General features: G+C 65.0%; 20 protein-coding genes. 16 read left to right on the forward strand and 4 right to left on the reverse strand.

The annotated features are described in order from the left end of the window. Position 1: 1 nt before the first annotated feature. From hisH to coaA, 5 genes are all read left to right on the forward strand, one after another. Complete coding sequence (gene hisH, locus P9A16_RS29055; protein ID WP_023513687.1) at positions 2-643, forward strand: imidazole glycerol phosphate synthase subunit HisH; 642 nt, start codon at positions 2-4, stop codon at positions 641-643. 1 nt (position 644) lies between these two features. Beyond that, complete coding sequence (gene hisA, locus P9A16_RS29060) at positions 645-1,379, forward strand: 1-(5-phosphoribosyl)-5-[(5-phosphoribosylamino)methylideneamino]imidazole-4-carboxamide isomerase (RefSeq protein WP_023513686.1); 735 nt, start codon at positions 645-647, stop codon at positions 1,377-1,379. 106 nt (positions 1,380-1,485) lie between these two features. Next, positions 1,486-2,262 (forward strand): imidazole glycerol phosphate synthase subunit HisF, encoded by a 777-nt coding sequence (gene hisF, locus P9A16_RS29065; protein WP_023513684.1) that lies wholly within the window; start codon positions 1,486-1,488, stop codon positions 2,260-2,262. Positions 2,263-2,272: 10 nt separating this feature from the next. Further along, positions 2,273-2,593 (forward strand): phosphoribosyl-ATP diphosphatase, encoded by a 321-nt coding sequence (locus P9A16_RS29070; RefSeq protein WP_023513683.1) that lies wholly within the window; start codon positions 2,273-2,275, stop codon positions 2,591-2,593. Beyond that, on the forward strand, positions 2,593-3,588 hold the full coding sequence (gene coaA, locus P9A16_RS29075) for a type I pantothenate kinase (protein WP_024271288.1): 996 nt from the start codon (positions 2,593-2,595) through the stop codon (positions 3,586-3,588). The genes P9A16_RS29070 and coaA overlap by 1 nt, the downstream gene beginning before the upstream one ends. A gap of 5 nt (positions 3,589-3,593) precedes the next feature. Here coaA and P9A16_RS29080 read toward each other — a convergent pair whose 3' ends face one another. From P9A16_RS29080 to P9A16_RS29095, 4 genes are all read right to left on the reverse strand, one after another. After that, positions 3,594-4,211 carry an alpha-ketoglutarate-dependent dioxygenase AlkB family protein gene (locus P9A16_RS29080; protein ID WP_023514291.1) on the reverse strand — a complete coding sequence of 206 codons (618 nt, stop codon included), beginning with the start codon at positions 4,209-4,211 and terminating at the stop codon, positions 3,594-3,596. Between the two features lie 24 nt (positions 4,212-4,235). Further along, on the reverse strand, positions 4,236-4,748 hold the full coding sequence (gene lysM, locus P9A16_RS29085; RefSeq protein ID WP_024271287.1) for a peptidoglycan-binding protein LysM: 513 nt from the start codon (positions 4,746-4,748) through the stop codon (positions 4,236-4,238). A gap of 108 nt (positions 4,749-4,856) precedes the next feature. Further along, positions 4,857-5,291, reverse strand: coding sequence for an alternative ribosome rescue aminoacyl-tRNA hydrolase ArfB (arfB, locus tag P9A16_RS29090; RefSeq protein WP_023515464.1), 435 nt, complete (start codon positions 5,289-5,291; stop codon positions 4,857-4,859). Between the two features lie 127 nt (positions 5,292-5,418). Next, a complete protein-coding gene (locus P9A16_RS29095) occupies positions 5,419-7,029 on the reverse strand; it encodes a phosphoenolpyruvate carboxykinase (protein WP_023515465.1) in 1,611 nt (536 codons plus the stop codon). 312 nt (positions 7,030-7,341) lie between these two features. Between P9A16_RS29095 and P9A16_RS29100 the strand changes: the two genes are divergently transcribed. The 11 genes from P9A16_RS29100 to addA all read left to right on the forward strand — a co-directional run bounded on the left by P9A16_RS29100 (position 7,342) and on the right by addA (position 24,578). Further along, positions 7,342-8,073 carry a response regulator transcription factor gene (locus tag P9A16_RS29100; RefSeq protein WP_023514723.1) on the forward strand — a complete coding sequence of 244 codons (732 nt, stop codon included), beginning with the start codon at positions 7,342-7,344 and terminating at the stop codon, positions 8,071-8,073. A gap of 145 nt (positions 8,074-8,218) precedes the next feature. After that, positions 8,219-9,949, forward strand: a complete 1,731-nt coding sequence (locus P9A16_RS29105; protein WP_245290438.1) for a sensor histidine kinase — start codon at positions 8,219-8,221, stop codon at positions 9,947-9,949. Further along, entirely contained in the window at positions 9,946-10,401 is a 456-nt protein-coding gene (locus P9A16_RS29110; protein WP_023514721.1) for an HPr kinase/phosphorylase, read from the forward strand. Before P9A16_RS29105 ends, P9A16_RS29110 begins: the two co-directional genes overlap by 4 nt. Before the next feature lie 150 nt (positions 10,402-10,551). Beyond that, the gene (locus P9A16_RS29115; protein WP_023514720.1) at positions 10,552-10,953 is read left to right on the forward strand and encodes a PTS sugar transporter subunit IIA; all 402 of its coding nucleotides are present in this window, start codon (positions 10,552-10,554) and stop codon (positions 10,951-10,953) included. Between the two features lie 15 nt (positions 10,954-10,968). After that, complete coding sequence (locus tag P9A16_RS29120) at positions 10,969-11,241, forward strand: HPr family phosphocarrier protein (RefSeq protein ID WP_023514719.1); 273 nt, start codon at positions 10,969-10,971, stop codon at positions 11,239-11,241. Positions 11,242-11,397: 156 nt separating this feature from the next. Continuing rightward, the gene (ahcY, locus tag P9A16_RS29125; protein WP_024271286.1) at positions 11,398-12,798 is read left to right on the forward strand and encodes an adenosylhomocysteinase; all 1,401 of its coding nucleotides are present in this window, start codon (positions 11,398-11,400) and stop codon (positions 12,796-12,798) included. A 290-nt stretch (positions 12,799-13,088) separates the two neighbouring features. Further along, positions 13,089-15,542, forward strand: a complete 2,454-nt coding sequence (locus P9A16_RS29130) for a sensor histidine kinase (protein WP_037408771.1) — start codon at positions 13,089-13,091, stop codon at positions 15,540-15,542. 6 nt (positions 15,543-15,548) lie between these two features. Then, positions 15,549-17,045: a tRNA (adenosine(37)-N6)-threonylcarbamoyltransferase complex ATPase subunit type 1 TsaE gene (gene tsaE / locus P9A16_RS29135; RefSeq protein ID WP_023514768.1), complete on the forward strand. Its 1,497-nt coding sequence runs from the start codon at positions 15,549-15,551 to the stop codon at positions 17,043-17,045. A gap of 69 nt (positions 17,046-17,114) precedes the next feature. Continuing rightward, entirely contained in the window at positions 17,115-17,849 is a 735-nt protein-coding gene (locus P9A16_RS29140; protein WP_023514769.1) for a nucleotidyltransferase family protein, read from the forward strand. Then, on the forward strand, positions 17,846-21,028 hold the full coding sequence (gene addB, locus P9A16_RS29145; protein ID WP_024271285.1) for a double-strand break repair protein AddB: 3,183 nt from the start codon (positions 17,846-17,848) through the stop codon (positions 21,026-21,028). The genes P9A16_RS29140 and addB overlap by 4 nt, the downstream gene beginning before the upstream one ends. Then, positions 21,021-24,578 (forward strand): double-strand break repair helicase AddA, encoded by a 3,558-nt coding sequence (addA, locus tag P9A16_RS29150; protein ID WP_023513836.1) that lies wholly within the window; start codon positions 21,021-21,023, stop codon positions 24,576-24,578. The genes addB and addA overlap by 8 nt, the downstream gene beginning before the upstream one ends. The last annotated feature ends 13 nt before the right edge of the window (positions 24,579-24,591 follow it).

A 24,591-nucleotide genomic window follows, 5' to 3' on the forward strand; every position in this document is an offset into this window, starting at 1 on the left:
GATGCGCGTTGCAATCATCGACTACGGTTCGGGCAACCTGCGCTCGGCCACCAAAGCCTTCGAACGCGCCGCGCGCGAAGCCGGCATTACCGCCGAGATCGACCTGACGGACAAGGCCGAGCGCGTCGCCAGCGCGGATCGCATCGTGCTGCCCGGCGTCGGCGCCTATGCCGATTGCCGTCGCGGCCTTGATGCCGTGCCCGGCATGGTCGAGGCGCTGCGCGAGACCGTCGAGGCGAAAGCCCGTCCCTTCCTCGGCATCTGCGTCGGCATGCAGCTCATGTCCTCGCGCGGCCTCGAAAAGACCACCACCGAAGGCCTCGGCTGGATCAGGGGCGATGTCGTCAGGATGACGCCCGACGATCCGGAGCTGAAAATTCCGCAGATCGGCTGGAACACGCTCAACCGCCGCTACGCGCATCCGCTCTTCGAGGGCATTCCGGAGACGCTGCACGCCTATTTCGTGCACTCCTACCACCTCGCGGCCGAAAACCCCGACGACGTGGTCGCGACCGTCGGCTATGGCGGCCCGATGACCGCCTTCGTCGCCGACGGCAACAAGGCCGGCGCGCAGTTCCATCCGGAAAAGAGCCAGACGCTCGGCCTTGCCCTCATCACCAATTTCCTGCGCTGGAAGCCGTAACATGATCCTCTTTCCCGCCATCGACCTGAAAGACGGCCAGTGCGTTCGCCTCAAGCTCGGCGACATGGACCAGGCCACCGTCTACAATCCCGACCCGGCCGCCCAGGCGAAAGCTTTTGAAGACCAGGGTTTTGAATGGCTGCACGTCGTCGACCTCAACGGCGCCTTTGCCGGGGAAAGCGTCAACGGCGCCGCTGTCGATGCCATTCTCAAGGCGACGAAGAACCCGGTGCAGCTCGGCGGCGGCATACGCACACTCGACCATATCGAAAGTTGGCTTTCGCGCGGTCTCTCCCGCGTCATCCTCGGCACGATCGCCGTGCGGGATCCCGCGCTCGTCATCGAGGCCTGCAAGAAGTTCCCCGGCAAGGTGGCGGTCGGCATCGACGCCAAGGGCGGCAAGGTCGCCGTCGAGGGCTGGGCGGAAGCCTCCGAACTCGGCGTGATCGAGCTTGCCAAAAAATTCGAAGGCGCCGGCGTTGCCGCGATCATCTATACGGACATTGACCGCGACGGCATTCTGGCCGGCATCAACTGGGCTTCGACGCTGGAACTCGCCGACGCCGTCTCCATTCCCGTCATCGCCTCCGGCGGCCTTGCCTCGATGGACGACATCCGCCGCCTCGTCGCGCCGGATGCCCGCAAGCTGGAGGGCGCGATTTCCGGCCGGGCGCTCTATGACGGGCGGATCGATCCCGCCGAGGCGCTGGCCATGATACGAGGAGAAGCCGCATGACCCTCAAGGCCCGCGTCATTCCCTGCCTCGACGTGAAGGACGGCCCGCGACGCCCGCAGCCGCATAGCGGCGAGGACGCGCAAAACAAGAAGAAGGAGGCCGTCCTTTGACCCTCAAGGCCCGCGTCATTCCCTGCCTCGACGTGAAGGACGGCCGCGTCGTCAAGGGCGTCAGCTTCGTCAACCTCGTCGATGCCGGCGACCCCGTGGAATCGGCCAAGGCCTATGATGCGGCCGGTGCCGACGAACTCTGCTTCCTCGACATTACCGCTTCCTCGGACAACCGCGACACGATCTTCGACGTCGTGGCGCGCACGGCCGACCATTGTTTCATGCCGCTCACCGTCGGCGGCGGCGTGCGCGCGGTGGCGGATATCCGCAAGCTGCTGCTTGCCGGCGCCGACAAGGTCTCGATCAACTCGGCCGCCGTCGCCAATCCGGATTTCGTGGCGGAAGCGGCCGACAAATTCGGCAATCAGTGCATCGTCGTCTCGATCGATTCGAAGAAGGTTTCGCAGGACGGCGAGGAAGACCGCTGGGAAATCTTCACCCATGGCGGCCGCAAGCCGACCGGCATCGACGCCGTCGCCTTCGCCGAAAAGATGGTGGAACGCGGCGCGGGCGAGCTGCTGCTTACCTCCATGGACCGCGACGGCCAGAAGGGCGGCTATGACATCGCCCTGACCCGCACCATCGCCGACCGCGTCTCTGTGCCGGTCATCGCCTCGGGCGGCGTCGGCACGCTTGACCATCTCGTCGAGGGCGTGCGCGACGGCCATGCGACGGCGGTGCTGGCGGCCTCCATCTTCCACTTCGGCACCTATACGGTGGGCGAAGCGAAACGCTACATGGCCGAGCATGGCATTGCCATGCGGCTCGACTGAGGAGAGAGCGATGAGCGACTTTTCCCTTGCCGATCTCGAACGCATCGTCGACGCCCGCGCCAAGGCCGATCCGTCGGAAAGCTGGACGGCCAAGCTCGTGGCCGCCGGGCAGCAAAAGGCGGCAAAGAAGCTCGGAGAAGAGGCGATCGAGACGGTTATCGCGGCGATTGAGGGCGAAAAGGCCGCTTTAACGAGCGAAACGGCCGATTTGCTCTATCATCTGATCGTCGTATTGAAAATCGGCGGCGTCGCGTTACAAGATGTCATGGAGGAGCTGGAGCGGCGGACGAACCAGTCCGGCCTCGTGGAGAAGGCCAGCCGGAAGAGTTGATGATCCAGGCAGTGCGCGACAAGGACCAGGCGGATATTCCGGACGATTTCGGCAACCGCGACTATTCTCCCTACCGCTTTTTTTCGGCAGACGAGTGGGCGCGCTTCCGGGCCGACACGCCGCTGACGCTGACCGCCGACGAGGTGCAGCGCCTGCGCTCGCTGAATGACCCGATCGACCTCGACGAAGTCAGGCGCATCTACCTATCGCTGTCGCGCCTGCTTTCGGCCCATGTCGAATCCTCGCAGATCCTGTTCGAGCAGCGCAAACGCTTCCTCAGCCTCTCGGACGAGGCCAAGACCCCCTATGTCATCGGCATTGCGGGTTCTGTCGCCGTCGGCAAGTCGACCACCGCCCGCATCCTGATGGAGCTGCTGTCCCGCTGGCCTTCCAGCCCCAAGGTCGATCTCGTGACGACCGACGGTTTTCTCTATCCGAACGCGGTGCTCCAGCGCGAAAACCTGATGGAGCGCAAGGGTTTCCCGGAGAGTTACGACATCGGCGCACTGCTGCGTTTTCTCTCGGCCATCAAGGCCGGCAAGAAGGACGTCAAGGCACCGACCTATTCGCACCTCACCTATGACGTGTTGCCCAACGCCTTCCGCACCATCGACCGGCCGGATATCCTGATCTTCGAGGGTATCAACGTGCTCCAGTCACGCAATCTGCCGGCCGACGGCAAGATCGTGCCGATGGTCTCGGATTTCTTCGATTTCTCGATCTATATCGACGCGGAGGAGACGCTGATCCACACCTGGTATGTGGATCGTTTCATGCGCCTTCGGGAAACCGCCTTCCGCAACCCCGATTCCTACTTCCACCGGTACGCGACGATCAGCGAGGACGAGGCGCTGACGATCGCGGAAAATCTCTGGCGCAACATCAACCTGAAGAACCTGCACCAGAACATCCTGCCGACCCGCCCGCGCGCCGATCTCATCCTGCAGAAGGGCGAGAACCACCTCATCGAGACGGTGGCGCTGCGCAAGCTCTGAGCCGGCTATGGATTGACCCGGCGGAGCGTCAGATTGATGCGCCCGGCGTTCTTCAAAAGCGTCGACGTGCCGGGATAGATCCGGTCAACCCCGTGAAAGATCAACCGGCTTTCCCCGCCGAACACGAAAACGTCGCCGCTTGAGAGGCGGAACGACCGTGTCGGATCGCTGCGGGAAACACCGCCGACGCGGAACAGGCACTGGTCGCCAAGCGAAACGGACACGACAGGCGCTGCAAATTCAGTCTCGTCCCGATCCTGGTGCAGGCCCATCTTGGCATCCGGATCATAGAAATTGACGAGGCAGGCCTCCGGCGGCTTTCCGAAGCTGGATACCGCGTTCCACAGGGCGAGAAGAGCCTCGGGAATGGCCGGCCAGGGGCGGCCGGTCTCGGGATGGGTCGGCTGATAACGATAGCCGCCGTCCTTGTCCGTCACCCAGCCGAGCGAGCCGCAATTGGTCATGCGCACGGACATCGGCTTGCCGGTCTTCGGCATGCGCGGCACGAAGAGCGGCGCCTCGGCCACGATCTGCCTGATAGCGGCGACCAGGGCCTCCTGGGCCGAGCGATCAAAATGGTCGGGGAAGTAGCGCAGCCCCGGGGCGAGGCCGCGCTCAGCCATGACACATCCCGCAGTCTGCGCGGTTCACGCTTCCGCCAGGTCCGGAATGCGCAGCACCTGGCCGGGATAGATCTTGTCCGGGTGGGAGAGCATCGGGCGGTTGGCGTCGAAGATCAAAGTGTGCTTGGTGCCCTTGCCCTTGCCGTAATAGGCCTCGGCGATCTTCCAGAGATTGTCGCCCTTCTTGACCGTGTGAAGGGTCGGGTCATTGGCGGGCGCGGAGACTTTCAGGAGTTCCGTCAGGTCGATTTTTTCGAGTTTCAGGCCGGAATCGGCCGGTGCGACCTTGAGATCGGCGGCCTCCACCTTGGAAATCCCCAGCGTATTGCCCACGGCGATGACGGCCTTTTCGAAGGCCGTCTGGTCGGCCACGACACCCTTCAGCACACATTTGTCACCCTCCACGGAGACTTCGACATTCTGCGTGCCGAGATCGAAGGAATCGAGCTCCTTCTTGACCGCCTCGGCCTCCGGCGCTTCGTCGTCGCCGATGCCGAGCTTCTTGCCGGCGTTCTTGATAAAGCTGAAGAGACCCATGGCTACCTCCCTGGTCTTTTTTGCCTGGTTTTCCGAACTTAAGCAGAGCCTTTCCGCAAAGGAAAGCTCTCGTTTCACTCTCACCGTTAAACGGCCAGGTTGTGGCAATCATTCGCCGCCGGGCTTGGCCCGCATGCGCTTGACGTCCGATCGGCCCGATTTTTCCTTGAGCCGGCGTTCGACCGAACCTTTCGTCGGCTTCGTCTTCTTGCGGATCGGCGGCGGCGGTTCGGCCGCCTTGAGGATCAGCTCCTTCAGCCGCTCGCGCGCATCCTCGCGATTGCGCTCCTGGCTGCGAAAGCGGTTCGCCTCGATCAGCAGCACGCCGTCCTTGGAGACCTTGCGGCCGGCGAGCCGTTCCGCGTTGGCCTTCACCCGGTCGTTCAGCGAGGGCGAGTTGCGCAGGTCGAAGAAGAGCTGCACAGCCGTCGAGACCTTGTTGACGTTCTGCCCGCCCGGGCCGCCGGCCAGCACGAACTGCTCGGTCAGTTCCCAGCCGGCAATCGTGATCGAACTCTTGATGTAGAGGGGCGCGCTTGCCATGGAAATTCCTTTCCCGGCCGTTTTAACCGGCACCGGGCGAAACGGGAAGCTGCCGCCGGAAAGGAAAATACCGACGAAAAACCCGGCCGCAGGGGCCGGGTTTCACGTGAATCATTGCCAAAAAGCCTTATTCGGCGGCAACTTTCAGGCCCGGCGCGGCATCGCGCACGCCGCCATCGACATGGTCCTCGAACTTTTCGAAGTTCGCGATGAACATGTCGACGAGCTTCTGGGCCTGCTTGTCATAGGCAGCGCCATTGGCCCAGGTCGAACGCGGGTCGAGAATCTTCGTGTCCACACCCGGCACCGAAACGGGCACCTGGAAGCCGAAATTGTCGTCACGGCGGAACAGCGCGTCCTTCAGAGAGCCGTCGAGCGCGCTGGCGAGCAGGGTGCGCGTCGCCTTGATCGGCATGCGACGGCCTTCGCCGTAAGCGCCGCCCGTCCAGCCGGTGTTGACCAGCCAGCAATCGACGCCGTGCTCGGCGATGAGCTCCTTCAGGAGATTGCCGTAGACCGTCGGGTGGCGCGGCATGAAGGGGGCACCAAAGCAGGTCGAGAAGGTGGCTTCCGGCTCGGTCACGCCACGCTCGGTGCCGGCAACCTTGGCGGTGTAGCCGGAAAGGAAGTGGTACATGGCCTGGTCCGGCGTCAGCTTGGCGATCGGCGGCATGACGCCGAAGGCATCGGCCGTCAGCATGATGATCGTCTTCGGGTGCGGTGCGCGACCGGTCTTGCTGGCGTTCGGGATGAAATCCAGCGGATAGGCGCAGCGGGTGTTCTCCGTCAGCGAGCCGTCGTTGAAATCAGGCACGCCGTTCGCGTCGAGCACGACGTTCTCGAGGACGGAACCGAAACGCTGCGTCGTCGCGTAGATTTCCGGCTCGGCTTCGGCCGAAAGGCGGATCGCCTTGGCGTAGCAGCCGCCTTCGAAGTTGAAGATGCCGTTTTCGCCCCAGCCATGCTCGTCATCGCCGATCAGCGTGCGGGTCGGGTCGGCCGACAGCGTCGTCTTGCCGGTACCCGACAGGCCGAAGAACACGGCAGCGTCACCATCCGGGCCGACATTGGCCGAGCAGTGCATCGGCATGACCTTTTCCGACGGCAGCAGCCAGTTCAGAACGGTGAAGACCGACTTCTTCATCTCACCGGCGTAGAAGGTGCCGGCAATGAGCACGATGCCGCGGGTCAGGTCACAGGCGATCATGGTTTCCGTGCGGGCGCCGTGGCGCTCGACATCGGCCTTGAAGGTCGGCAGGTCGATGATCGTCAGCTTCGGGGCAAAGGCCGCAAGGTCCTTCTCTTCCGGGCGGATGAGCAGGTTGCGGATGAACAGCGAGTGCCAGGCGAGTTCCGTGACGACGCGGGTCGGCAGGGCGTAGTCGGTATCGGCACCGCCGACGAGATCCTGCACGAAAAGGTCGCGATCGGCGGCATGGGCCAGCATGTCGGCGTGCAGCACGTCGAAATGCTCGCGCGAGACGGCCTTGTTGTTGTCCCACCAGATGGCGCCTTCGGTGTTTTCGTCGCGCACGACGAACTTGTCCTTGGGCGAACGGCCGGTGTGCTGGCCGGTGAGGGCGCGAAGGGCGCCATGGGCGGTCTTGACCGCTTCGCCACGACCGAGGGCCTCTTCATAGAGAGCCTCAGCAGCAAAGTTGTACCGGACCGTGCCGTTGGTGTGGATACCCATCGCGGTGAGCCCCTGAGCGGGGTTGCGAACGCCAAGTTCCTGCATGGTCCAGTTTTCCTCCAAGGCGACAAGACTGGTGTGAATTTTGCCGGAACCTAATGCGCAGCTGTCACAAAGACAAGAGGAAAATAGAAATTAGGCAATGATATCAATTAATTAATCGATTTAAAGAATTATGTTACTTTTTTAATCGTTTGAATAATCGATTTAAAAATGACTTGGCCGGCACGCCCGAAACGTCTCCCTTTATCTTCGCCACAATTTGTTCCACCTTTACCCCCAGGAAGGCGCATCAGATCCAGGACAGGAAACGATCCGAGGTCGGGAAAGGCGCCGATGAATATGGAGACTAGCAGGATGCAGACGATCGCACTCGTTGACGACGACCGGAATATTCTGACATCCGTGTCGATCGCTCTGGAGGCAGAAGGCTACAAGGTCGAGACCTATACGGACGGCGCCTCGGCCCTCGACGGCCTTCTTGCCCGACCGCCGCATCTGGCGATTTTCGACATCAAGATGCCGCGCATGGACGGCATGGAGCTCTTGCGCCGGCTGCGCCAGAAATCCGATATCCCCGTCATCTTCCTCACCTCGAAGGACGAGGAGATCGACGAGCTGTTCGGGCTGAAGATGGGCGCGGACGATTTCATCACCAAGCCGTTCTCGCAGCGCCTCCTGGTGGAGCGCGTCAAGGCGATCCTGCGCCGGGCCTCGAGCCGCGAGGCCGCAGCCTCCGCGGGTGCTGCCGGCAGCGCGGCAAAGGCCGGCGAGATTGCGGCCCGCTCGCTGGAGCGCGGCCAGCTCGTCATGGACCAGGAGCGCCACACCTGCACCTGGAAGGGCGAGCCTGTCACGCTCACCGTCACCGAATTCCTCATCCTCCACTCGCTGGCGCAGCGCCCGGGCGTCGTCAAAAGCCGCGATTCGCTGATGGATGCGGCCTATGACGAGCAGGTCTATGTCGACGACCGCACCATCGACAGCCACATCAAGCGCCTTCGCAAGAAGTTCAAGATGGTCGATACCGACTTCGACATGATCGAAACGCTCTATGGCGTCGGTTATCGTTTCCGCGAGATGGCCTGAGACGCGATTTCGCTTGCATGGACCGCGGCGGCGATGGCATGCCGCGGTCAGCGGCGTTGCGCCGCATGAAGGATAGACCCGCTTGTTGCAGACAGCGCCGGAAAAGGATGGGGAAGACGTCGAGGGCCGCCCAGCGCCGCGCTCCCTGCGCCGCCGCTGGACCCATCCCTTCACGCTGGCCCGCCGCATCTTCGGCAATGCCGTCTTTTCGAGCCTGACACGCCGTATCCTGTTCTTCAACCTCGTCGCGCTCGTCGTGCTCGTCGCCGGCATCCTCTATCTCAACCAGTTCCGCGAGGGCCTGATCGACGCGCGCGTCGAGAGCCTCCTGACCCAGGGCGAAATCATCGCCGGGGCGATCTCCGCTTCCGCTTCCGTCGATACCAACTCGATCACCATCGACCCGGAAAAGCTGCTGGAGCTGCAGGCCGGCCAAAGCATCACACCGCTGCCGAACGACGAGGACCTCGAATTCCCGATCAATCCGGAGCGCGTAGCGCCGGTCCTCCGGCGGCTGATCTCGCCGACACGCACCCGTGCGCGCATCTACGACACGGACGCCAACCTGCTGCTCGATTCGCGGCATCTCTATACGCAGGGCCAGGTGCTGCGCTTCGATCTGCCGCCGGTGGAACCGGAAAGCACCAGCCTCATCGAGCGCATGAACGTCTGGTTCAACCGCATCCTGCAGCCGAGCAACCTGCCGCAATACAAGGAAGCGCCCGGCGGTGACGGCTCGATCTATCCGGAAGTGATGAATGCGCTGACCGGCGTGCGCGGCGCGGTCGTGCGCGTCAACGACAAGGGCGAGCTGATCGTCTCGGTCGCCGTGCCCGTGCAGCGGTTTCGCGCGGTGCTCGGCGTGCTGCTGCTCTCGACCCAGGCAGGCGACATCGACAAGATCGTGCATGCCGAGCGTCTCGCCATCATGCGTGTCGCGGGCGTTGCCGGCCTCGTCAACATCGCGCTGTCGCTGCTGCTTTCCAGCACCATCGCCAACCCGCTGCGCCGGCTTTCGGCGGCGGCGATCCGCGTGCGGCGCGGCGCCAAGGAGCGCGAGGAGATCCCCGATTTCTCGGCACGCCAGGACGAGATCGGAAACCTTTCGATTGCGCTTCGCCAGATGACGAACGCGCTCTATGACCGCATCGACGCGATCGAGAGCTTTGCCGCCGATGTCAGCCACGAGCTGAAGAACCCGCTGACCTCGCTGCGCAGCGCCGTCGAGACGCTGCCGCTGGCGCGGACGGATGAATCGAAAAAGCGGCTGCTCGACATCATCCAGCATGACGTTCGCCGTCTCGACCGCCTGATCAGCGATATTTCCGATGCCTCCCGCCTCGATGCCGAGCTTGCCCGCAGCGATGCCCGCACTGTCGATCTCGAGAAACTGCTCGGCGACCTCATCGACATCTCGCGGCAGGTCAACACGCGCAAGAAGCCGGTGACCCTCGATTTCGTGGTGGACCGCAAGGACAATCCGAAGGCGAAGTTCGAGATATCCGGCTACGAGCTGCGCATCGGCCAGATCGTCACGAACCTCATCGAAAACGCCCGCTCCTTCGTGCCGGACCCCGGCGGGCGCATCGTCGTGCGCCTGTCGCGCGGGCGGAACGACCGCTGCATCATCCAGATTGAGGACAACGGCCCCGGCATCCAGGCGGAAAACATCGACCGCATCTTCGAGCGCTTCTACACGGACCGCCCGGCCACCGAGGATTTCGGCCAGAATTCCGGCCTCGGCCTCTCCATCTCGCGGCAGATCGCCGAAGCCCATGGCGGCACGCTGAAGGCCGACAACATCGTCGACAAGGCGACCGGCGAACTGGCGGGCGCGCGCTTCACACTGTCGTTGCCGACCGGGACGCAAAAATGACCCCCCCCGCCAACGTGCACGGGACGGCGATCGTGATCGGCACACGCGGCTTTCTGTTCATCGGCCCCTCCGGCACGGGCAAGAGTGCGGTCGCGCTCCACTGCATCGGCGAGGCCCGCGCCCGCGGCCTCTTCGCCGCCCTTGTCAGCGACGACCAGGTTTTCGTTTCCGAAACGAACGGCCGGCTCATCGCCCGTGCGCCAGAAAGCATTGCGGGTCTGGCGGAGGTCCGCGGGGCCGGCATCGTCGCGGTGCAGACGATCGAGGCGGCCGTTCTCATCAGGGCGATACGCCCGATGGAGCCGCCATTTACCGAGCGCCTGCCGCCGGAAGGGGAAACCGTCACGGTTCTACCGTCGCTCCTCCTGCCCCTCACGCGGCTGCCGCTCTTCCCTAGCGTGAGTGCTTTTTCGACCTTGATCGCAATTCACCCGGAAATCCTCGAGAGTTGACCGCAAAAGCCCCGAGAAAACACGAAATCGGGCATTTTGGGCTTGCACTTGGTCTTTTCATTGACATGATGGCCACCCCAACGGTGGACGGAATTGTTGCGTTGCGGTATTCCGCCGTCCGTTTGAGTTGGGAAACTGGAGCGACTGCTGATGATCGGACTGGTGCTTGTCACCCATGGCAAGCTGGCGGAAGAATTCCGGCACGCCCTTGAGCATGTCGTTGGTCCGCAAAAGGCAATCGAGACCGTCTGCATCGGCCCCGAGGACGACATGGACCAGCGTCGCCAGGATATCCTGGAGGCGGTGATGCTTGCCGACCAGGGCAATGGGGTCATCATCCTCACTGACATGTTCGGCGGCACGCCGTCCAACCTCGCCATTTCCGTGATGAACGGCAACGGAATCGAGGTGATTGCCGGCGTCAACCTTCCCATGCTGATCAAGCTCGCCGGCATTCGCGGTGAGAACAATATGGAGAAGGCGCTGATCGACGCCTCCGAGGCCGGCCGCAAATATATCAACGTGGCAAGCCGCGTGCTCAGTGGCAAATAGGGTTTTCCGCCGTCCATGACCGTCTCGAAAGAGCTTCTCATCATCAACAAGCGCGGTCTCCATGCCCGCGCCTCGGCGAAATTCGTCCAGACAGTCGATGGCTACGACGCCGAAGTCACCGTCTCCAAGGACGGAATGACGGTGGGCGGCACATCGATCATGGGCCTGATGATGCTGGCCGCCAGCCCCGGCTGTTCCGTGCTGGTGACGGCGGTCGGCGTCCAGGCACGCGAGGTGCTCGACGCCCTCGACGCGCTGGTGGCCGATCGTTTCGGCGAAGAAATGTAAACCAAGCGCCGACATAAGGATATAAAGACTTCTTTATATCCTGTTGCTCCAGCCGGCATTTCCTGATAGGAAGCGCCATCACGAATAGTATCTGTTCGTTCCACGCACGGGCGCAGGCAATTTCGTTGCTGCACGTGCCAAAAGGCTGGAGACCCCATGACCACCACGAAGGACTACCACGTCGCCGACATCGCGCTTGCCGATTTCGGCCGCAAGGAAATTCAGATCGCCGAGACCGAAATGCCAGGCCTGATGGCGTGCCGCGAAGAGTTCGGCGCTGCCAAGCCGCTCAAGGGCGCGCGCATCACCGGCTCGCTGCACATGACCATCCAGACCGCCGTACTCATCGAGACGCTGGTCGCGCTCGGCGCCGATGTCCGCTGGGCCTCATGCAACATCTTCTCCACGCAGGACCACGCCGCTGCCGCGATCGCCGCCGCCGGCATCCCGGTCTATGCCGTGAAGGGCGAAACCCTCACCGAATACTGGGAATACACCGACAAGATCTTCCAGTGGGCCGATGGCGGTCTTTCCAACATGATCCTCGACGATGGCGGCGACGCCACCATGTACATCCTGCTTGGCGCCCGCGCCGAAGCCGGCGAGAACATTCTGGTCAACCCGGGCTCGGAAGAAGAAGAGATCCTCTTCGCACAGATCAAGAAGCGCCTCGCCGCTTCCCCGGGCTGGTTCACCAAGCAGCGCGATGCCATCCAGGGCGTGACGGAAGAGACCACCACCGGCGTCAACCGTCTCTACCAGCTCCAGCAGAAGGGCCTGCTGCCCTTCCCGGCGATCAACGTCAACGATAGCGTCACCAAGTCGAAGTTCGACAACAAGTACGGCTGCAAGGAATCGCTGGTCGACGGCATCCGCCGCGGCACCGACGTGATGATGGCCGGCAAGGTTGCCGTCGTCTGCGGCTATGGCGACGTCGGCAAGGGTTCGGCTGCATCGCTGAAGGGCGCCGGCGCCCGCGTCAAGGTGACGGAAATCGACCCGATCTGCGCCCTCCAGGCCGCCATGGACGGTTTTGAAGTCGTGCAGCTCGAAGACGTCGTCTCCACCGCCGACATCTTCATCACGACCACCGGCAACAAGGACGTCATCCGCGTCGACCATATGCGCGAGATGAAGGACATGGCGATCGTCGGCAATATCGGCCACTTCGACAACGAGATCCAGGTCGCGTCGCTCCGCAATTTCAAGTGGACGAACATCAAGCCGCAGGTCGACATGATCGAGTTCCCGAAGGGCAACCGCATGATCCTGCTGTCCGAGGGACGCCTGCTCAACCTCGGCAACGCCACCGGCCACCCGTCCTTCGTGATGTCCGCCTCGTTCTCCAACCAGGTTCTCGCCCAGATCGAGCTCTTCACCAAGGGCGACGCCTACCAGAACGAAGTCTACGTTCTGCCCAAGCAGCTCGACGAGAAGGTCGCGCGCCTGCACCTCGCCAAGCTCGGTGCGCGCCTGACGGAGCTCTCCGAAGAACAGGCCGGCTATATCGGCGTGACGACCCAGGGTCCGTTCAAGGCCGAGCACTACAGGTACTGATCCTTACCCAGGTTATCCACAACATCTAGGGGCTGCGCGCTTGACAAGGCGCGCAGCTTCTTTTTTGGGCGCATCCCTTCCCGACGATTCTGGAAACAAGTATCTTTTAAAGCATTGATTCGGCGTGCAGATGCGGACCCTTCGCGCCGGATTGGGATGTCTTGTCGATCAGGCGGCAAACGGACGGAGACAGACCGGGGATGATGGCGGACACAAAACGAGGCCGTTCCGGGCAGGCTTTTGCCATGCCGGGGCGGGACAGGGCGCATTCCTATGCGCAGAATAAATTTATGGTTAATGAATGGTTTACGGGCAGCAAGCGCCGTCTCGTATCGGCACTGTCGGCCGGCTCGGCGCTGACGGCGCTTGCCGGCCCGGCGCATGCCGCCGGCCCCTATCTCGCCACCACGGAGATCGTCACCGTTTCCATGCTGCTCGGCGTGATGTCGGCAGCGATGGTTTCGGCGATCTGGATGATCCGCCAGCGTGGCCGCATGGAAGCGGAAAGCCGCGAACTGAAGGCGCATCTTTCCGATGCGCGCCACAATGTTTCCCGTCTCCAGGCACTGATCGGCGACAAGGACCGGCGCATCGTCGTCTGGGACGGCCTTTCGGATAAACCAGAATTCCTGGGCCAGCTTCCGGCAGAGACCGGAGCGCCGCTGGCCGACCGCGACTTCCTCGCCTTCGGCCGCTGGCTGAAGCCGACCTCCGCCGCCGAAATCGAGCGCGCCGTCGAAAAGCTGCGCTCGCAGGCGCAGAGTTTCGACCTGATCCTCGAAACGAGCCGCGAGGAAGTGCTGGAAGCGCAGGGACGCGTTTCCGGCGGCCAGGCCTTCGTGCGCTTCGTCGCGCTGAACAACCTGCGCGCGGAAGCTGCCGAACTGAGGCTGGAGCGCGACCGGCTGGTCCAGGCGCTCACCACGCTGCAGGGCCTGCTCGACCAGATCGACCTGCCCGTCTGGCAGCGCGCGGCCGACGGCTCGCTCGCGTGGGTGAACGAGGCCTATGCCGAAGCCGTCGAGGCCAAGGATGCCGCCGGCGCCGTGGCCGAGGGGCGCGAGCTGCTGCCGACCATCGCGCGCGAAAAGATCCGCGCCGCCAGCACCTATGATGCGCCGTTCCGCGACAAGGTCTCGACTGTCGTACACGGCAACCGCAGCTTCTTCGACGTCGTCGATGCACGCAGCCCGACAGGTTCGGCCGGCATCGCCGTCAATGTCTCCGACATCGAGGCGGTGCGCGAGGAGCTGGTGCGCACGCTGAAGAGCCACGCCGAGACGCTCGATCATCTCGCGACCCCCGTCGCCATCTTCGACGGCGAGCAGCGCCTGCAATTCTACAACCAGGCCTTCCAGCGTATGTGGGAGATCGACACGGCCTTCCTCGAGGGCAAACCCGGCAATGGCGAACTGCTCGACCGCCTGCGCGCCAACGGAAAGCTGCCGGAACAGCTCAACTGGAAACAGTGGAAGGACACCGCGCTTTCCGTCTACCGCGCCATCGACACCCAGACCGACCTCTGGCACCTGCCGAACGGCCAGACGCTGCGTGTCTTCGCCACTGCGCGGCCGCAGGGTGGCGCGACCTGGGTGTTCGAGAACCTGACCGAAAAGGTCGATCTCGAGACGCGCTACAATACGCTTGTACAGGTGCAGGACGAGACGATCGACCATCTGGCCGAAGGCGTCGCCGTGTTCAGCCCGGACGGACGCATCCGCCTCTCCAACCCAGCCTTCCGTGCGCTCTGGGGTATCAGCGAGGCCGAGGCGAAATCCGGCACCCATATCCGCGCCATCGAACAGGCCTGCGCGCCGTCCTATGACAAGCCGGACGGCTGGAAGCGTTTTGCCCATATCATCACCAGCTTCGATGACGAGCGGCCCTCCTGCCAGGGCGTGCTGGAGCTGCGCACCGGCCTGGTGCTCGACTTCGCCGTCATCCCGCTTTCCAACGCCCAAACGATGCTGACCTTCGTCAACATCACCGACAGTGTGCGCGTCAGCCGGGCCCTCACGGAAAAGAACGAGGCCCTGCGCAAGGCCGATGCGCTGAAGAACGATTTCGTCCAGCACGTTTCCTACGAGCTGCGCTCGCCGCTGACCAACATCATCGGTTTTGCCGATCTCCTGAAGACGCCGACCATGGGCGAGCTCAACGACCGGCAGGCCGAATATGTCGATCACATCGCGACATCCTCGGCGGTGCTGCTCACCATCGTCAACGATATCCTCGACCTTGCCACCGTCGATGCCGGTATCATGGAGCTCGACTATAGCGAGATCAACCTGACGGACCTGCTCGACGACGTCTCCATGCAGTTTGCCGACCGGCTGTACGAAGCGCAGGTGACACTGGAAATCACCGCGCCCGACAATCTCGGCACCATCGTCGCCGACCAGCAGCGCCTCAAGCAGATCCTCATCAAGCTTTTGAGCAATGCCGCCAATTTCGCACCGGAAGGCAGCTCGATCAGCCTCAAATGCTGGCGCGAGAGCGCCGACCTCGTCTTCACCGTTTCCGACCGCGGGCCCGGCATTCCGCAGGACGTGCTGAAGACGGTGTTCGATCGCTTCGAAAGCCATGGCCGGCGCGGCGGTGCAGGCCTGGGCCTCTCGATCGTCGAAAGCTTCGTCAGCCTGCACCACGGCACCGTCACGATCGACAGCCATGAAGGCCGCGGCACCGATGTCACCTGCCGCATTCCGTCTGCGACGATGACGTCCTTCGCTGCGGCGGAATAGGCCCGGATGGCGCTCGACCTCTTCCTTCCCGACGAAGCAGCGACCATCCGCTTCGGCGAGGACATGGCGCTCGGCCTGAAGCGCGGCGACTATGTCGCGCTGTCGGGCGATCTTGGCGCCGGCAAGTCGACCTTTTCCCGCGCACTGATCCGGGCGATCGCCAACGACGCCTATCTTGAAGTGCCGAGCCCGACCTTCACGCTGGTCCAGAGCTACGAGCTGCGCATCCCCGTCGCCCATTTCGACCTTTACCGCATCGCCGATGCTGCCGAGATCGACGAACTCGGCTTCGACGAGGCGCTGTCTGACGGCATCTGCCTCGTCGAATGGCCGGAAAAGGGGTCTGGCACGCTGCCGGCAGACGGCATCACGCTTACTTTCCTGCATGAGGGTGAGGGACGGCGCATCACCGTCGACGCCCCGGCACCGGCCTTGGCACGCATCCGCCGCTCCCTGGCGATCCGCGCCTTCCTCGATGAAGCCGGCTACCGAAATGCCACGCGCCGCCACCTGACGGGCGATGCCTCGGTGCGCGCCTATGAGCATGTCCATGTCGATGGCGCACGTTTCGTGCTGATGGATTCGCCGCGCCACACGCCCGGACCCATCCTTGCGCATGGAAAATATTACCAGCAGATCGCCCATATCGCCGAGGATGTGAAACCCTTCATCGCGATTGGCCGGTATCTCGTCGCGCGCGGCCTGCGCGCGCCGGCGATCCACGAAATGGATATCGATGAGGGCATTCTGCTGATCGAGGATCTCGGCAGCGAAGGCGTTCTCGACGAAAACGGCATGCCGATCGCCGAGCGCTACCGCGAGAGTGCCGCCTGCCTTGCGCGTCTGCATGGCGAGCCTGCGCGGCGGGATCTTCCCGTTGCCGGAGACATCGTGCACCGCGTGCCGGATTTCGACCGCGACGCCATGCAGATCGAGGTGAGCCTGCTCACCGACTGGTACCTGCCCTTCAAGCGCGGCACGCCGGCAAGCCAGGACGAGCGCCGCAGCTATATCGCCCTGTGGGACGGGCTGATCGACAGCCTTGCCGCCGCCGAGCACAATCTTCTGCTGCGCGACTTCCACTCCCCGAACATCATCTGGCGGCCGGAGGCAACCGGCACCGACCGGGTCGGCATCATCGACTTCCAGGACGCGATGATCGGCCCCTCGGCCTACGACGTCGCCTCGCTGGTACAGGATGCGCGTGTCGACATGTCGGAGGACGTGGCGGAAAGCGTTCTCGACCACTACCTTTCGCTGCGGGCTGCGGATCCCGGCTTCGACCGGGACCGGTTCCTGCGCGACTGGCACGTCATGGCGGCGCAGCGCAACTGCAAGCTCGTCGGCCTCTGGGTGCGGCTGATGCGGCGCGACGGCAAGCCCGTCTACATGAACCATATGCCGCGCACCTTCCGCAATCTGGAACGGGCGCTCGCCCATCCCGATCTCGCCCCCTTGCGCGACTGGTGCGAAAAGGCTGGAATCCTCGCGACCGAATCATGAGGATCTCTTTTGCGTCCCTTTGGCGCAGACTAGCATGGCACTCTTGCTGAAATGGCCCTGGAAACCCCGATGAAGATCGAAGACGCCATGGTGCTGGCCGCCGGCCTCGGCACCCGCTTGCGCCCCATCACCGACACGATGCCCAAGCCGCTGGTGCCAGTCGCCGGCAAGGCGATGATCGACTACGGGCTCGATGCACTGGCCGCAGCGGGCGTCAAGCGCGCCGTCGTCAACGTGCACCATTTCGCCGACCAGATGATCGCCCATCTCGCCGGTCGCACGGCTCCCGAAATCATCCTCTCCGACGAGACCGATCAACTGATGAATTCCGGCGGCGGCCTCGCCAAGGGCCTGAAGCTGCTGAACCGCGACCCCGTCTTTGTCATGAATGCCGACCTCTTCTGGATCGGCGAGAAGCCCGGCGAGCCGAGCAATCTCGAACGGCTGGCCGAGGCCTTCGACCCCGAGCGCATGGACATGCTGCTGCTCTGCGTGAAGCTGGAGGACACGACCGGCCACAACGGCAAGAAGGATTTCTCGATGGACGCCGAGGGGCGGCTGACGCGCTACCGGGAGGGCGACGGAACGCCCTTCGTCTATGCCGGCGCCATCGCCATGATGCCGGCCCTCTTCGACGACGCGCCCGAGGACGCCTTCAACCTCAACATCTATTTCGACCGGGCAATCGAGACGGGCCGCCTCTTCGGCCTCGTGATGGACGGCCACTGGATCACCGTCGGCACGCCGGATGCGATCGGCGCGGCGGAAGCCGTCATCGGCGCGGCGCGCGAGGCGGCGGCGTGACGCGGGCACGCGGACGCATCTACTCCATCCCGGCGAGCCTGCCTTTCTTGAGGACGACCGCCCAAAGCCTTGTCGACGGCCGGCTCGTGCCCGGCTTCACCTATGACCCCACCGATCCGCTGGCGCTGGCCGACGTCACGATCTACGTGCCGACCCGCCGCTCCGCCCGCGTGCTACGCTCGGAATTCGTCGATCTCTTCGGCGGACGCTCGGCCATCCTGCCGGTCATCCGCGCGCTCGGCGAGACCGACGACGACAGCGGCTTCTTCGACGAGGCCGCGCCGGCACTGCTCGACATGGCCGAGCCGCTGTCCGGCCCGACGCGTCTTCTCGAACTCGCCCGCCTCGTGCTCGCCTGGCGCAACCAGCTGCCTGCGGCGGTCACCTCCGTTCATGCGGAAAGTCCGCTCGTTGCGCCCGCGAGCCCCGCCGATGCCGTGTGGCTCGCCCGCAACCTCGCCGAAATCATCGACGCGATGGAGACGGAAGAGCTCGACTGGCTGGCGCTCGACAATCTCGACGTCTCCAACCATGCGCTCTGGTGGCAGCTCACCGCCGAATTCCTGAAAATCGCCAGCGAGTTCTGGCCGGCACGGCTGACGGAGCTCAACCGCTCCTCCCCGTCGCTGCGGCGCAATGCGACGCTGCATGCCGAGACCGAGCGCTACCGCACCACGCCGCCCGCCGGCCCCGTCATCATCGCCGGTTCCACCGGCTCCATTCCCGCAACCGCCGGCCTGATCGCGGCCGTGGCGGACCTGCCGAACGGCGTGGTGATCCTGCCGGGGCTCGATCGCTTCATGTCGGATGCCGAATGGCTGCTCGTCGGCCACCATGCGGGCAGCGACGGCGCCCTGAAACCCGATGCCGCCGCCCGCAGCCACCCGCAATACGGCCTCCACCGCCTGCTCGCCCGCATGGGCTGCACACGTGCGGATGTCGACTTGCTCGGCACACCACCCGAAGCGCTGGAATACCGCTCGCAGGTCCTCTCCAGCGCCTTCCTGCCGACCCAGGCAACATCCGGCTGGGGCGAGGTTCGCGGCATGCTCGATGCGGGCCGCCTGGCCGGGGCCTTCGAGGCCGTGTCGCTCGTCGAGGCGGCCAACGAGCGAGAGGAGGCGGTGGCTATCGCGATTGCGCTGCGGCTGGCGCTGGAGGATGGCGAGGACACCCAGGCGGCACTGATCACGCCCGACCGCAAGCTCGGCCGGCGCGTGGCGGCGGAGCTTGCCCGCTTCGGTATCGAGGCGGACGATTCGGCCGGCACACCGTTGCTTTCCACACCGCAGGGCACGCTCCTGCGTCTCCTCAACGAGGCGGCGCTGCGGCCGGGCGACCCGGTGCCACTCGTCGCGCTGCTGAAACACCCCCTCGCCCGCTTCGGCCTGCCCGCAGCGGACCTGGCCGTCGCCGTAGCGGCGCTGGAACTGACAGCGCTGCGTGGCGGCACGGCCGAGATCGACATCTCCACGCTCGAACCGCTGCTAGAGGCCGCGCTTGCCCGTCAGGCACTGGATCGCCACCCGCCGGAGTGGCGCACGGCGCTTTCCGAGGCTGCCATCCCCCTTGCCCGCGATCTCGCACGCCGTATCGCCGAAGCGGTCGAGCCGCTTGCCGGCGCGCTCGTGCAGGAAAGCCGCACGGGGCGACGCTTCTCCTCGAAGCTTCCGGTCTCCGACTGGTCGGAACGGACCGGCCGGGTGCTCGAAGCGGCGGCGGTGGACGAACAGGGCAACCTTGCCGCCCTCTGGTCCGGCGAGGCTGGCGACAGCCTGGCGAACCTCCTCAAGAGCGTGATCGAGACGGACGGGCAGATCGAGGCCGATGGGCCGCAATGGTGCGACATCATCGAGGCGCTGGCGGCCAGCGAGAGCGTCAAGCCGCGCTCCATGCGCCATCCGCGCGTCTTCATCTTCGGCGCGCTCGAATCGCGCCTGCAAAGCGTCGATACGGTGGTGATCGGTGGGCTCAACGAGGGCACCTGGCCGGGACAGGCGGCGAACGACGCCTTCCTGTCGCGCGTCATGAAGGTGGAGATCGGCCTGGAGCCGCCGGAACGGCGCATCGGACAGCTCGGCCACGACCTGCAGATGGCCGCAGCCGCGCCGAAACTGGTACTGACGCGGGCGCTGCGCAACGGCACCGCACCAACCGTCGCCTCGCGCTGGCTGCAACGGCTCATCGCCGTCGGCGGCCCCACCCTTGCCGCAGACCTCAGGGCGCGCGGAAAAAGTCTCATCGACTGGGCGAACGAGATTGATCGCAGCCCGTCCGTACCGACCGCCCGGCGCCCGGCGCCGCATCCGCCGGCCGAGCTGCAGCCGAAGAAATACTCGTTCAGCGAAGTGGGGCGCCTCCGGCGCGACCCCTATGCGATCTATGCCCGCCATATCCTGCGCCTCGACCCGGTCGCTCCCTTCAATCTCGATCCGGGGCCGGCCGAGCGCGGCTCGCTTTACCATCGTATCGTCGATCGTTTCGTGCGCGAGGAAGCGAGCGGCGAGCCCTTCGCCCTCATCGGCCGCATCCTTGCGGAAGAATTCGACGCTGTCGCCCTGCCCCCGCATATCGATGCCGTCTGGCGGCCGCGTTTTGCCGCCGTCGCCCGCGCCTTCGTCCACTGGCACCTCGAGCGGGCAGGCGGCGTGCGCGAGAGCCTGACGGAGGTGCCGGCCTCGCTCGATCTTTCGGTCGGCGGCATCCGCCTGACCGGCATTGCCGACCGTATCGACATTCTGCCGGATGGCGGCGCGGATCTCCTCGACTACAAGACCGGCAGCACGCCGTCGCTGAAGGTGGCGCGGGCGCTGCTCGATCCGCAGCTGGCGCTGGAAGCGGCTGCGATCCGGCGCGGCGCCTTCCGCGGACCGGGGCTTCGCGAGCCGGCGAACCTTCTCTATGTGCGCCTCAAACCCGGCGAACGGTTCAAGGCCGAGCAGGTGAACAACGAGCACGCCAAATCAGCGAACGCCACACCGAAATCCGCGGCCGAGCTTGCCGAGGAAGCGTTGACGGAGCTGGAAAAGCTTCTGACGGGCCTCATCGAAGGCCGCTATGGTTTTGCCTCCCGGCTCATTCCCGAACAGGAACGGGACTATGGCGGGGAATACGACCATCTGGCGCGCGTCGCCGAATGGTCCTCGGCGGAAAGCAACGGGGAGAGCGAGGATGCTTGAGGACGATCGGCCCGCCTCCGCCGAGCCCGCCGCCTGGCTGAGCTGGACCACGCAGAAACAGGCGACGGCCTCCGATCCCGCCCGCTCGGCCTGGGTTTCGGCCAACGCCGGCTCGGGCAAGACCCATGTGCTGACGCAGCGCGTGATCCGCCTGCTTCTCGCCGGTTGCCGGCCCTCCGCCATCCTCTGCCTCACCTATACCAAGGCTGCGGCTTCCGAAATGTCGAACCGCGTCTTCGAGCGGCTGGCCGAATGGGCAACACTCTCCGACGAAGCCCTGTCGGAGCGCGTGGCGGCGATCGAGGGCAGAGAACCTGACCTGTTCAAGCTTGCCGAGGCGCGCCGCCTCTTCGCGCGTGCGCTCGAAACGCCGGGCGGGCTGAAGATCCAGACGATCCACGCCTTCTGCGAGGCACTGCTGCACCAGTTTCCGCTGGAAGCCAATGTCGCCGGCCACTTCTCCGTGCTCGACGACCGGGCCGCGGCCGTGCTGCTGGCCGATGCCCGCCGGACACTGCTGACCGCGACGACGAACGAGGACGACAGCACACTGGCGGCCGCCTTCGCCACCGTGCTCGACATTGCCGACGACACCGGGCTGGAGCGGCTGATCGCCGATATCGTGGCGAGCCGCGGACAGATCCGTGAGTTCCTGGACGGCGCCGCGAAGGCGGGCGGCGTGGATGCGATGCTCCGCCGGGAAACCGGGCTCGACCCGCACGAGACGGCAGACGACATCCTCGCCGCATTCTGGCCGCTCGACGGTTTGCAAGGCGCGGTTCTCGAATCCTATCTCGCAGCGGCGGAGAGCCTCGGCAGCGAGACGGTGAAGACCTCCGCCGCGGGCCTGCGCGGCGTAGCCCGGCTCACCGATGCCGAGGCGCAGCGCGCGGCACTGCATGATCTCTTCTTCACCGGCACCGGCTCACCGCGCAGCCTCGACCGATCGTTCCTGTCGAAGAAGGTTCGCGACAGCGCCCCCCATTTCGAAACCGCGCTTCTGGCCGCCCAGGCCCATGTGGTCGCCTGCGACGACCGGTTGCGACGGTTCCGCATGTACGAGGCGACGCGCGCGGCGCTCGTCATCGCCGAGCGGCTGATCGGCGACTACGAAGACCTGAAACGGGCGCGCAGCCTGCTCGACTTCGACGACCTGATCGACCGCACCGCACGGCTGCTCACGCGCGAGCGGGTGAGCGCCTGGGTGCACTACAAGCTCGACCAGGGCATCGACCATATCCTCGTCGACGAGGCGCAGGACACCAGCCCGCGACAATGGCAGATCGTCAAATCCCTGACGGACGATTTCTTTGCCGGCGACACGGCGCGCGGCCGCGACCGCACGATCTTTGCGGTCGGCGACGAGAAGCAGTCGATCTACTCTTTCCAGGGCGCCCGGCCGGAACGGTTTGCCGAGGAAGGCCGCGAAGTTCTTCGCCGGACGCAGGCGACGGAAGCCGCCTTCAGTCCGATCCGGCTGCTGCTCTCCTTCCGCTCGACACGCGAGGTGCTCTCGGCGGTCGACCAGGTCTTTCTCGACCCCGCCAATGCGCGCGGCCTGACGCCTGACGGCAGCGAGATCGTGCATGCCTCCAACCGCGGGCGCGAGCCGGGCGCGGTCGATATCTGGGAGGTGATCGCCGCCGCGTCGGGTCTTGACGAGGAGGACTGGACAGCGCCCTTCGACGCGGTGGCCGAGGAGGCGCCGATCAACGTGCTGGCCCGGCGCATCGCCGATACGCTCGCGGCCTGGATCGGCCGGGAAACGGTGACGGAAAAGGGTAAGACGCGGCCCATGGCGGCCGGCGACGTCATCGTGCTGGTGCGCAAGCGCGATGCCTTCGTCAATGCGCTGACGCGCACCCTGAAGCAGCGCCACAATCTCCCTGTCGCCGGCGCCGACCGGCTGGTGCTGACGAAGCACATCGCGGTGCAGGACCTGATGGCGCTCGGCCGCTTCGCCGTTCTGCCGGAGGACGACCTTTCGCTGGCAGCGCTCCTGAAGAGCCCGCTGTTCAATCTCGACGAAGAGGCGCTGTTTGCGCTGGCGGCGCGGCGCGGCGAACGGCAGGGCCTCTGGGCGCGCCTGACGGAGGCTGCGGAAGAAGACGCTGTGCTGGCCGGCATCGTGCGGCGCCTCAGGGACGTGCTGCGCGATGCGCAGGGCCAGGCCGTACACGATTTCTATGCGCGTATTCTCGGTGCCGGCGGCGGGCGGCGGGCCTTTCTCGCCCGGCTCGGGACGGAAGCCGGCGAAATCATCGACGAGTTCCTGACATTCGCGCTGGAGCAGGAGGAGAACGGCCTGCCGGGCCTGCAGGCGTTCGTCTCCACGCTGGAGCTCGAAGCCCCGACCGTCAAGCGCGAGCAGGACAAGGCGCGCGGCGAGATCCGCATCATGACGGTGCATGCCGCCAAGGGCCTGGAGGCGCCGGTGGTCTTCCTCGTCGACGGCGGCGCAAAACCCTTCAGCCCCAGCCACATGCCGCACCTGCGTTTTCTCTCGGCACCCGGCCTTGCCGGCGGCCTGCCGGCCTGGCTGCCGCTCAAGGATCTTGGCAACGCGCTGACGGTGGCCGATGCGGAGCGCATCAAGGACGGCGCGGAAGAGGAATACCGCCGCCTGCTCTACGTGGCGATGACCCGCGCGGCGGATCGTCTCGTCGTCTGCGGCTATCGCGGCCGGCTGGAGAACAAGGACACCTGGCATCAGATGATCACGGCGGCGCTTTCTGCCGATGGCGCGCGGTGCGTTGAAAAGACCTTTTCGACGGCAGGCGAGAGCTGGCCGGGATTTTCCTGGCGCGAGGCCGGGGCGGCGACCCTGGAGGCGGCCACCACGGCTCCCGTCGAGGACAAGGTGAAGGTTACGCTTCCTGAAGCATTGGGTCGTCCCCTGCCACCGCAGAAATCATTGCCGCGACCGCTCAGCCCCTCGGGTGCGGCAGCAGTGATCGAGACGGATGCGGCGGACCTCCTGGTGCCCTCGGCGCTCTTCGGCCGGAAGGGCGGCGCCCCCGGCGCCGGCCTTGCGATGGAGCGGGGACGCATCCTGCACCGTTTCCTCCAGGTCCTGCCCGCCTTCGCTGACGCGGAACGGCCCGCAGCAGCGCGGCGCTATCTCGAACGGGCGGCCGCCCACTGGCCGGAAAGCGCGCGGACCTCGCTGGTCGAAGCGGCGCTCGCGGTGATCGGTGACGAAGACCTCGCCGCGATCTTTTCACCGGCCGCCCGCGCAGAGGTATCGATCATGGGCACGCTGACGCTCGGCAGCCGGGACTATGCGGTCTCCGGCCGCATCGACCGCATGGCGATCACCGATGCGGCTGTCGAGATCGTCGATTTCAAGACGAACCGTGCGCCACCGGCCTCGCGTGCCGACATTCCCTTCGAGCACCGGGCGCAGCTTGCGATCTACCGCGCGATCCTTATGCCACTCTATCCGGCGCGGGAAATCCGCTGCGGGCTGATCTATACGGAGGCGGCGAAAACCTATTGGCTGGACGCCGGCCTGATGGAGGCAAGCCTTGCCGAACTCGCCTCGAAGTGAGATACCGGATGGG

It is taken from the genome of Shinella sp. 838 (assembly GCF_029623935.1).
In the GTDB taxonomy this organism is placed as follows: Bacteria; Pseudomonadota; Alphaproteobacteria; order Rhizobiales; family Rhizobiaceae; genus Shinella.

Coding starts and splice junctions, on each gene's coding strand:
- hisH (WP_023513687.1), top strand. CDS start 2: ATGCGCGTTGCAATCATCGACTACGGTTCGGGCAACCTGCGCTCGGCC.
- P9A16_RS29140 (WP_023514769.1), top strand. CDS start 17,115: ATGAAGATCGAAGACGCCATGGTGCTGGCCGCCGGCCTCGGCACCCGC.
- P9A16_RS29100 (WP_023514723.1), top strand. CDS start 7,342: ATGCAGACGATCGCACTCGTTGACGACGACCGGAATATTCTGACATCC.
- P9A16_RS29070 (WP_023513683.1), top strand. CDS start 2,273: ATGAGCGACTTTTCCCTTGCCGATCTCGAACGCATCGTCGACGCCCGC.
- lysM (WP_024271287.1), bottom strand. CDS start 4,748: ATGGGTCTCTTCAGCTTTATCAAGAACGCCGGCAAGAAGCTCGGCATC.
- P9A16_RS29130 (WP_037408771.1), top strand. CDS start 13,089: ATGGTTAATGAATGGTTTACGGGCAGCAAGCGCCGTCTCGTATCGGCA.
- addA (WP_023513836.1), top strand. CDS start 21,021: ATGCTTGAGGACGATCGGCCCGCCTCCGCCGAGCCCGCCGCCTGGCTG.
- P9A16_RS29120 (WP_023514719.1), top strand. CDS start 10,969: ATGACCGTCTCGAAAGAGCTTCTCATCATCAACAAGCGCGGTCTCCAT.
- arfB (WP_023515464.1), bottom strand. CDS start 5,291: ATGGCAAGCGCGCCCCTCTACATCAAGAGTTCGATCACGATTGCCGGC.
- hisA (WP_023513686.1), top strand. CDS start 645: ATGATCCTCTTTCCCGCCATCGACCTGAAAGACGGCCAGTGCGTTCGC.
- ahcY (WP_024271286.1), top strand. CDS start 11,398: ATGACCACCACGAAGGACTACCACGTCGCCGACATCGCGCTTGCCGAT.
- tsaE (WP_023514768.1), top strand. CDS start 15,549: ATGGCGCTCGACCTCTTCCTTCCCGACGAAGCAGCGACCATCCGCTTC.
- P9A16_RS29110 (WP_023514721.1), top strand. CDS start 9,946: ATGACCCCCCCCGCCAACGTGCACGGGACGGCGATCGTGATCGGCACA.
- coaA (WP_024271288.1), top strand. CDS start 2,593: ATGATCCAGGCAGTGCGCGACAAGGACCAGGCGGATATTCCGGACGAT.
- P9A16_RS29080 (WP_023514291.1), bottom strand. CDS start 4,211: ATGGCTGAGCGCGGCCTCGCCCCGGGGCTGCGCTACTTCCCCGACCAT.
- P9A16_RS29115 (WP_023514720.1), top strand. CDS start 10,552: ATGATCGGACTGGTGCTTGTCACCCATGGCAAGCTGGCGGAAGAATTC.
- P9A16_RS29095 (WP_023515465.1), bottom strand. CDS start 7,029: ATGCAGGAACTTGGCGTTCGCAACCCCGCTCAGGGGCTCACCGCGATG.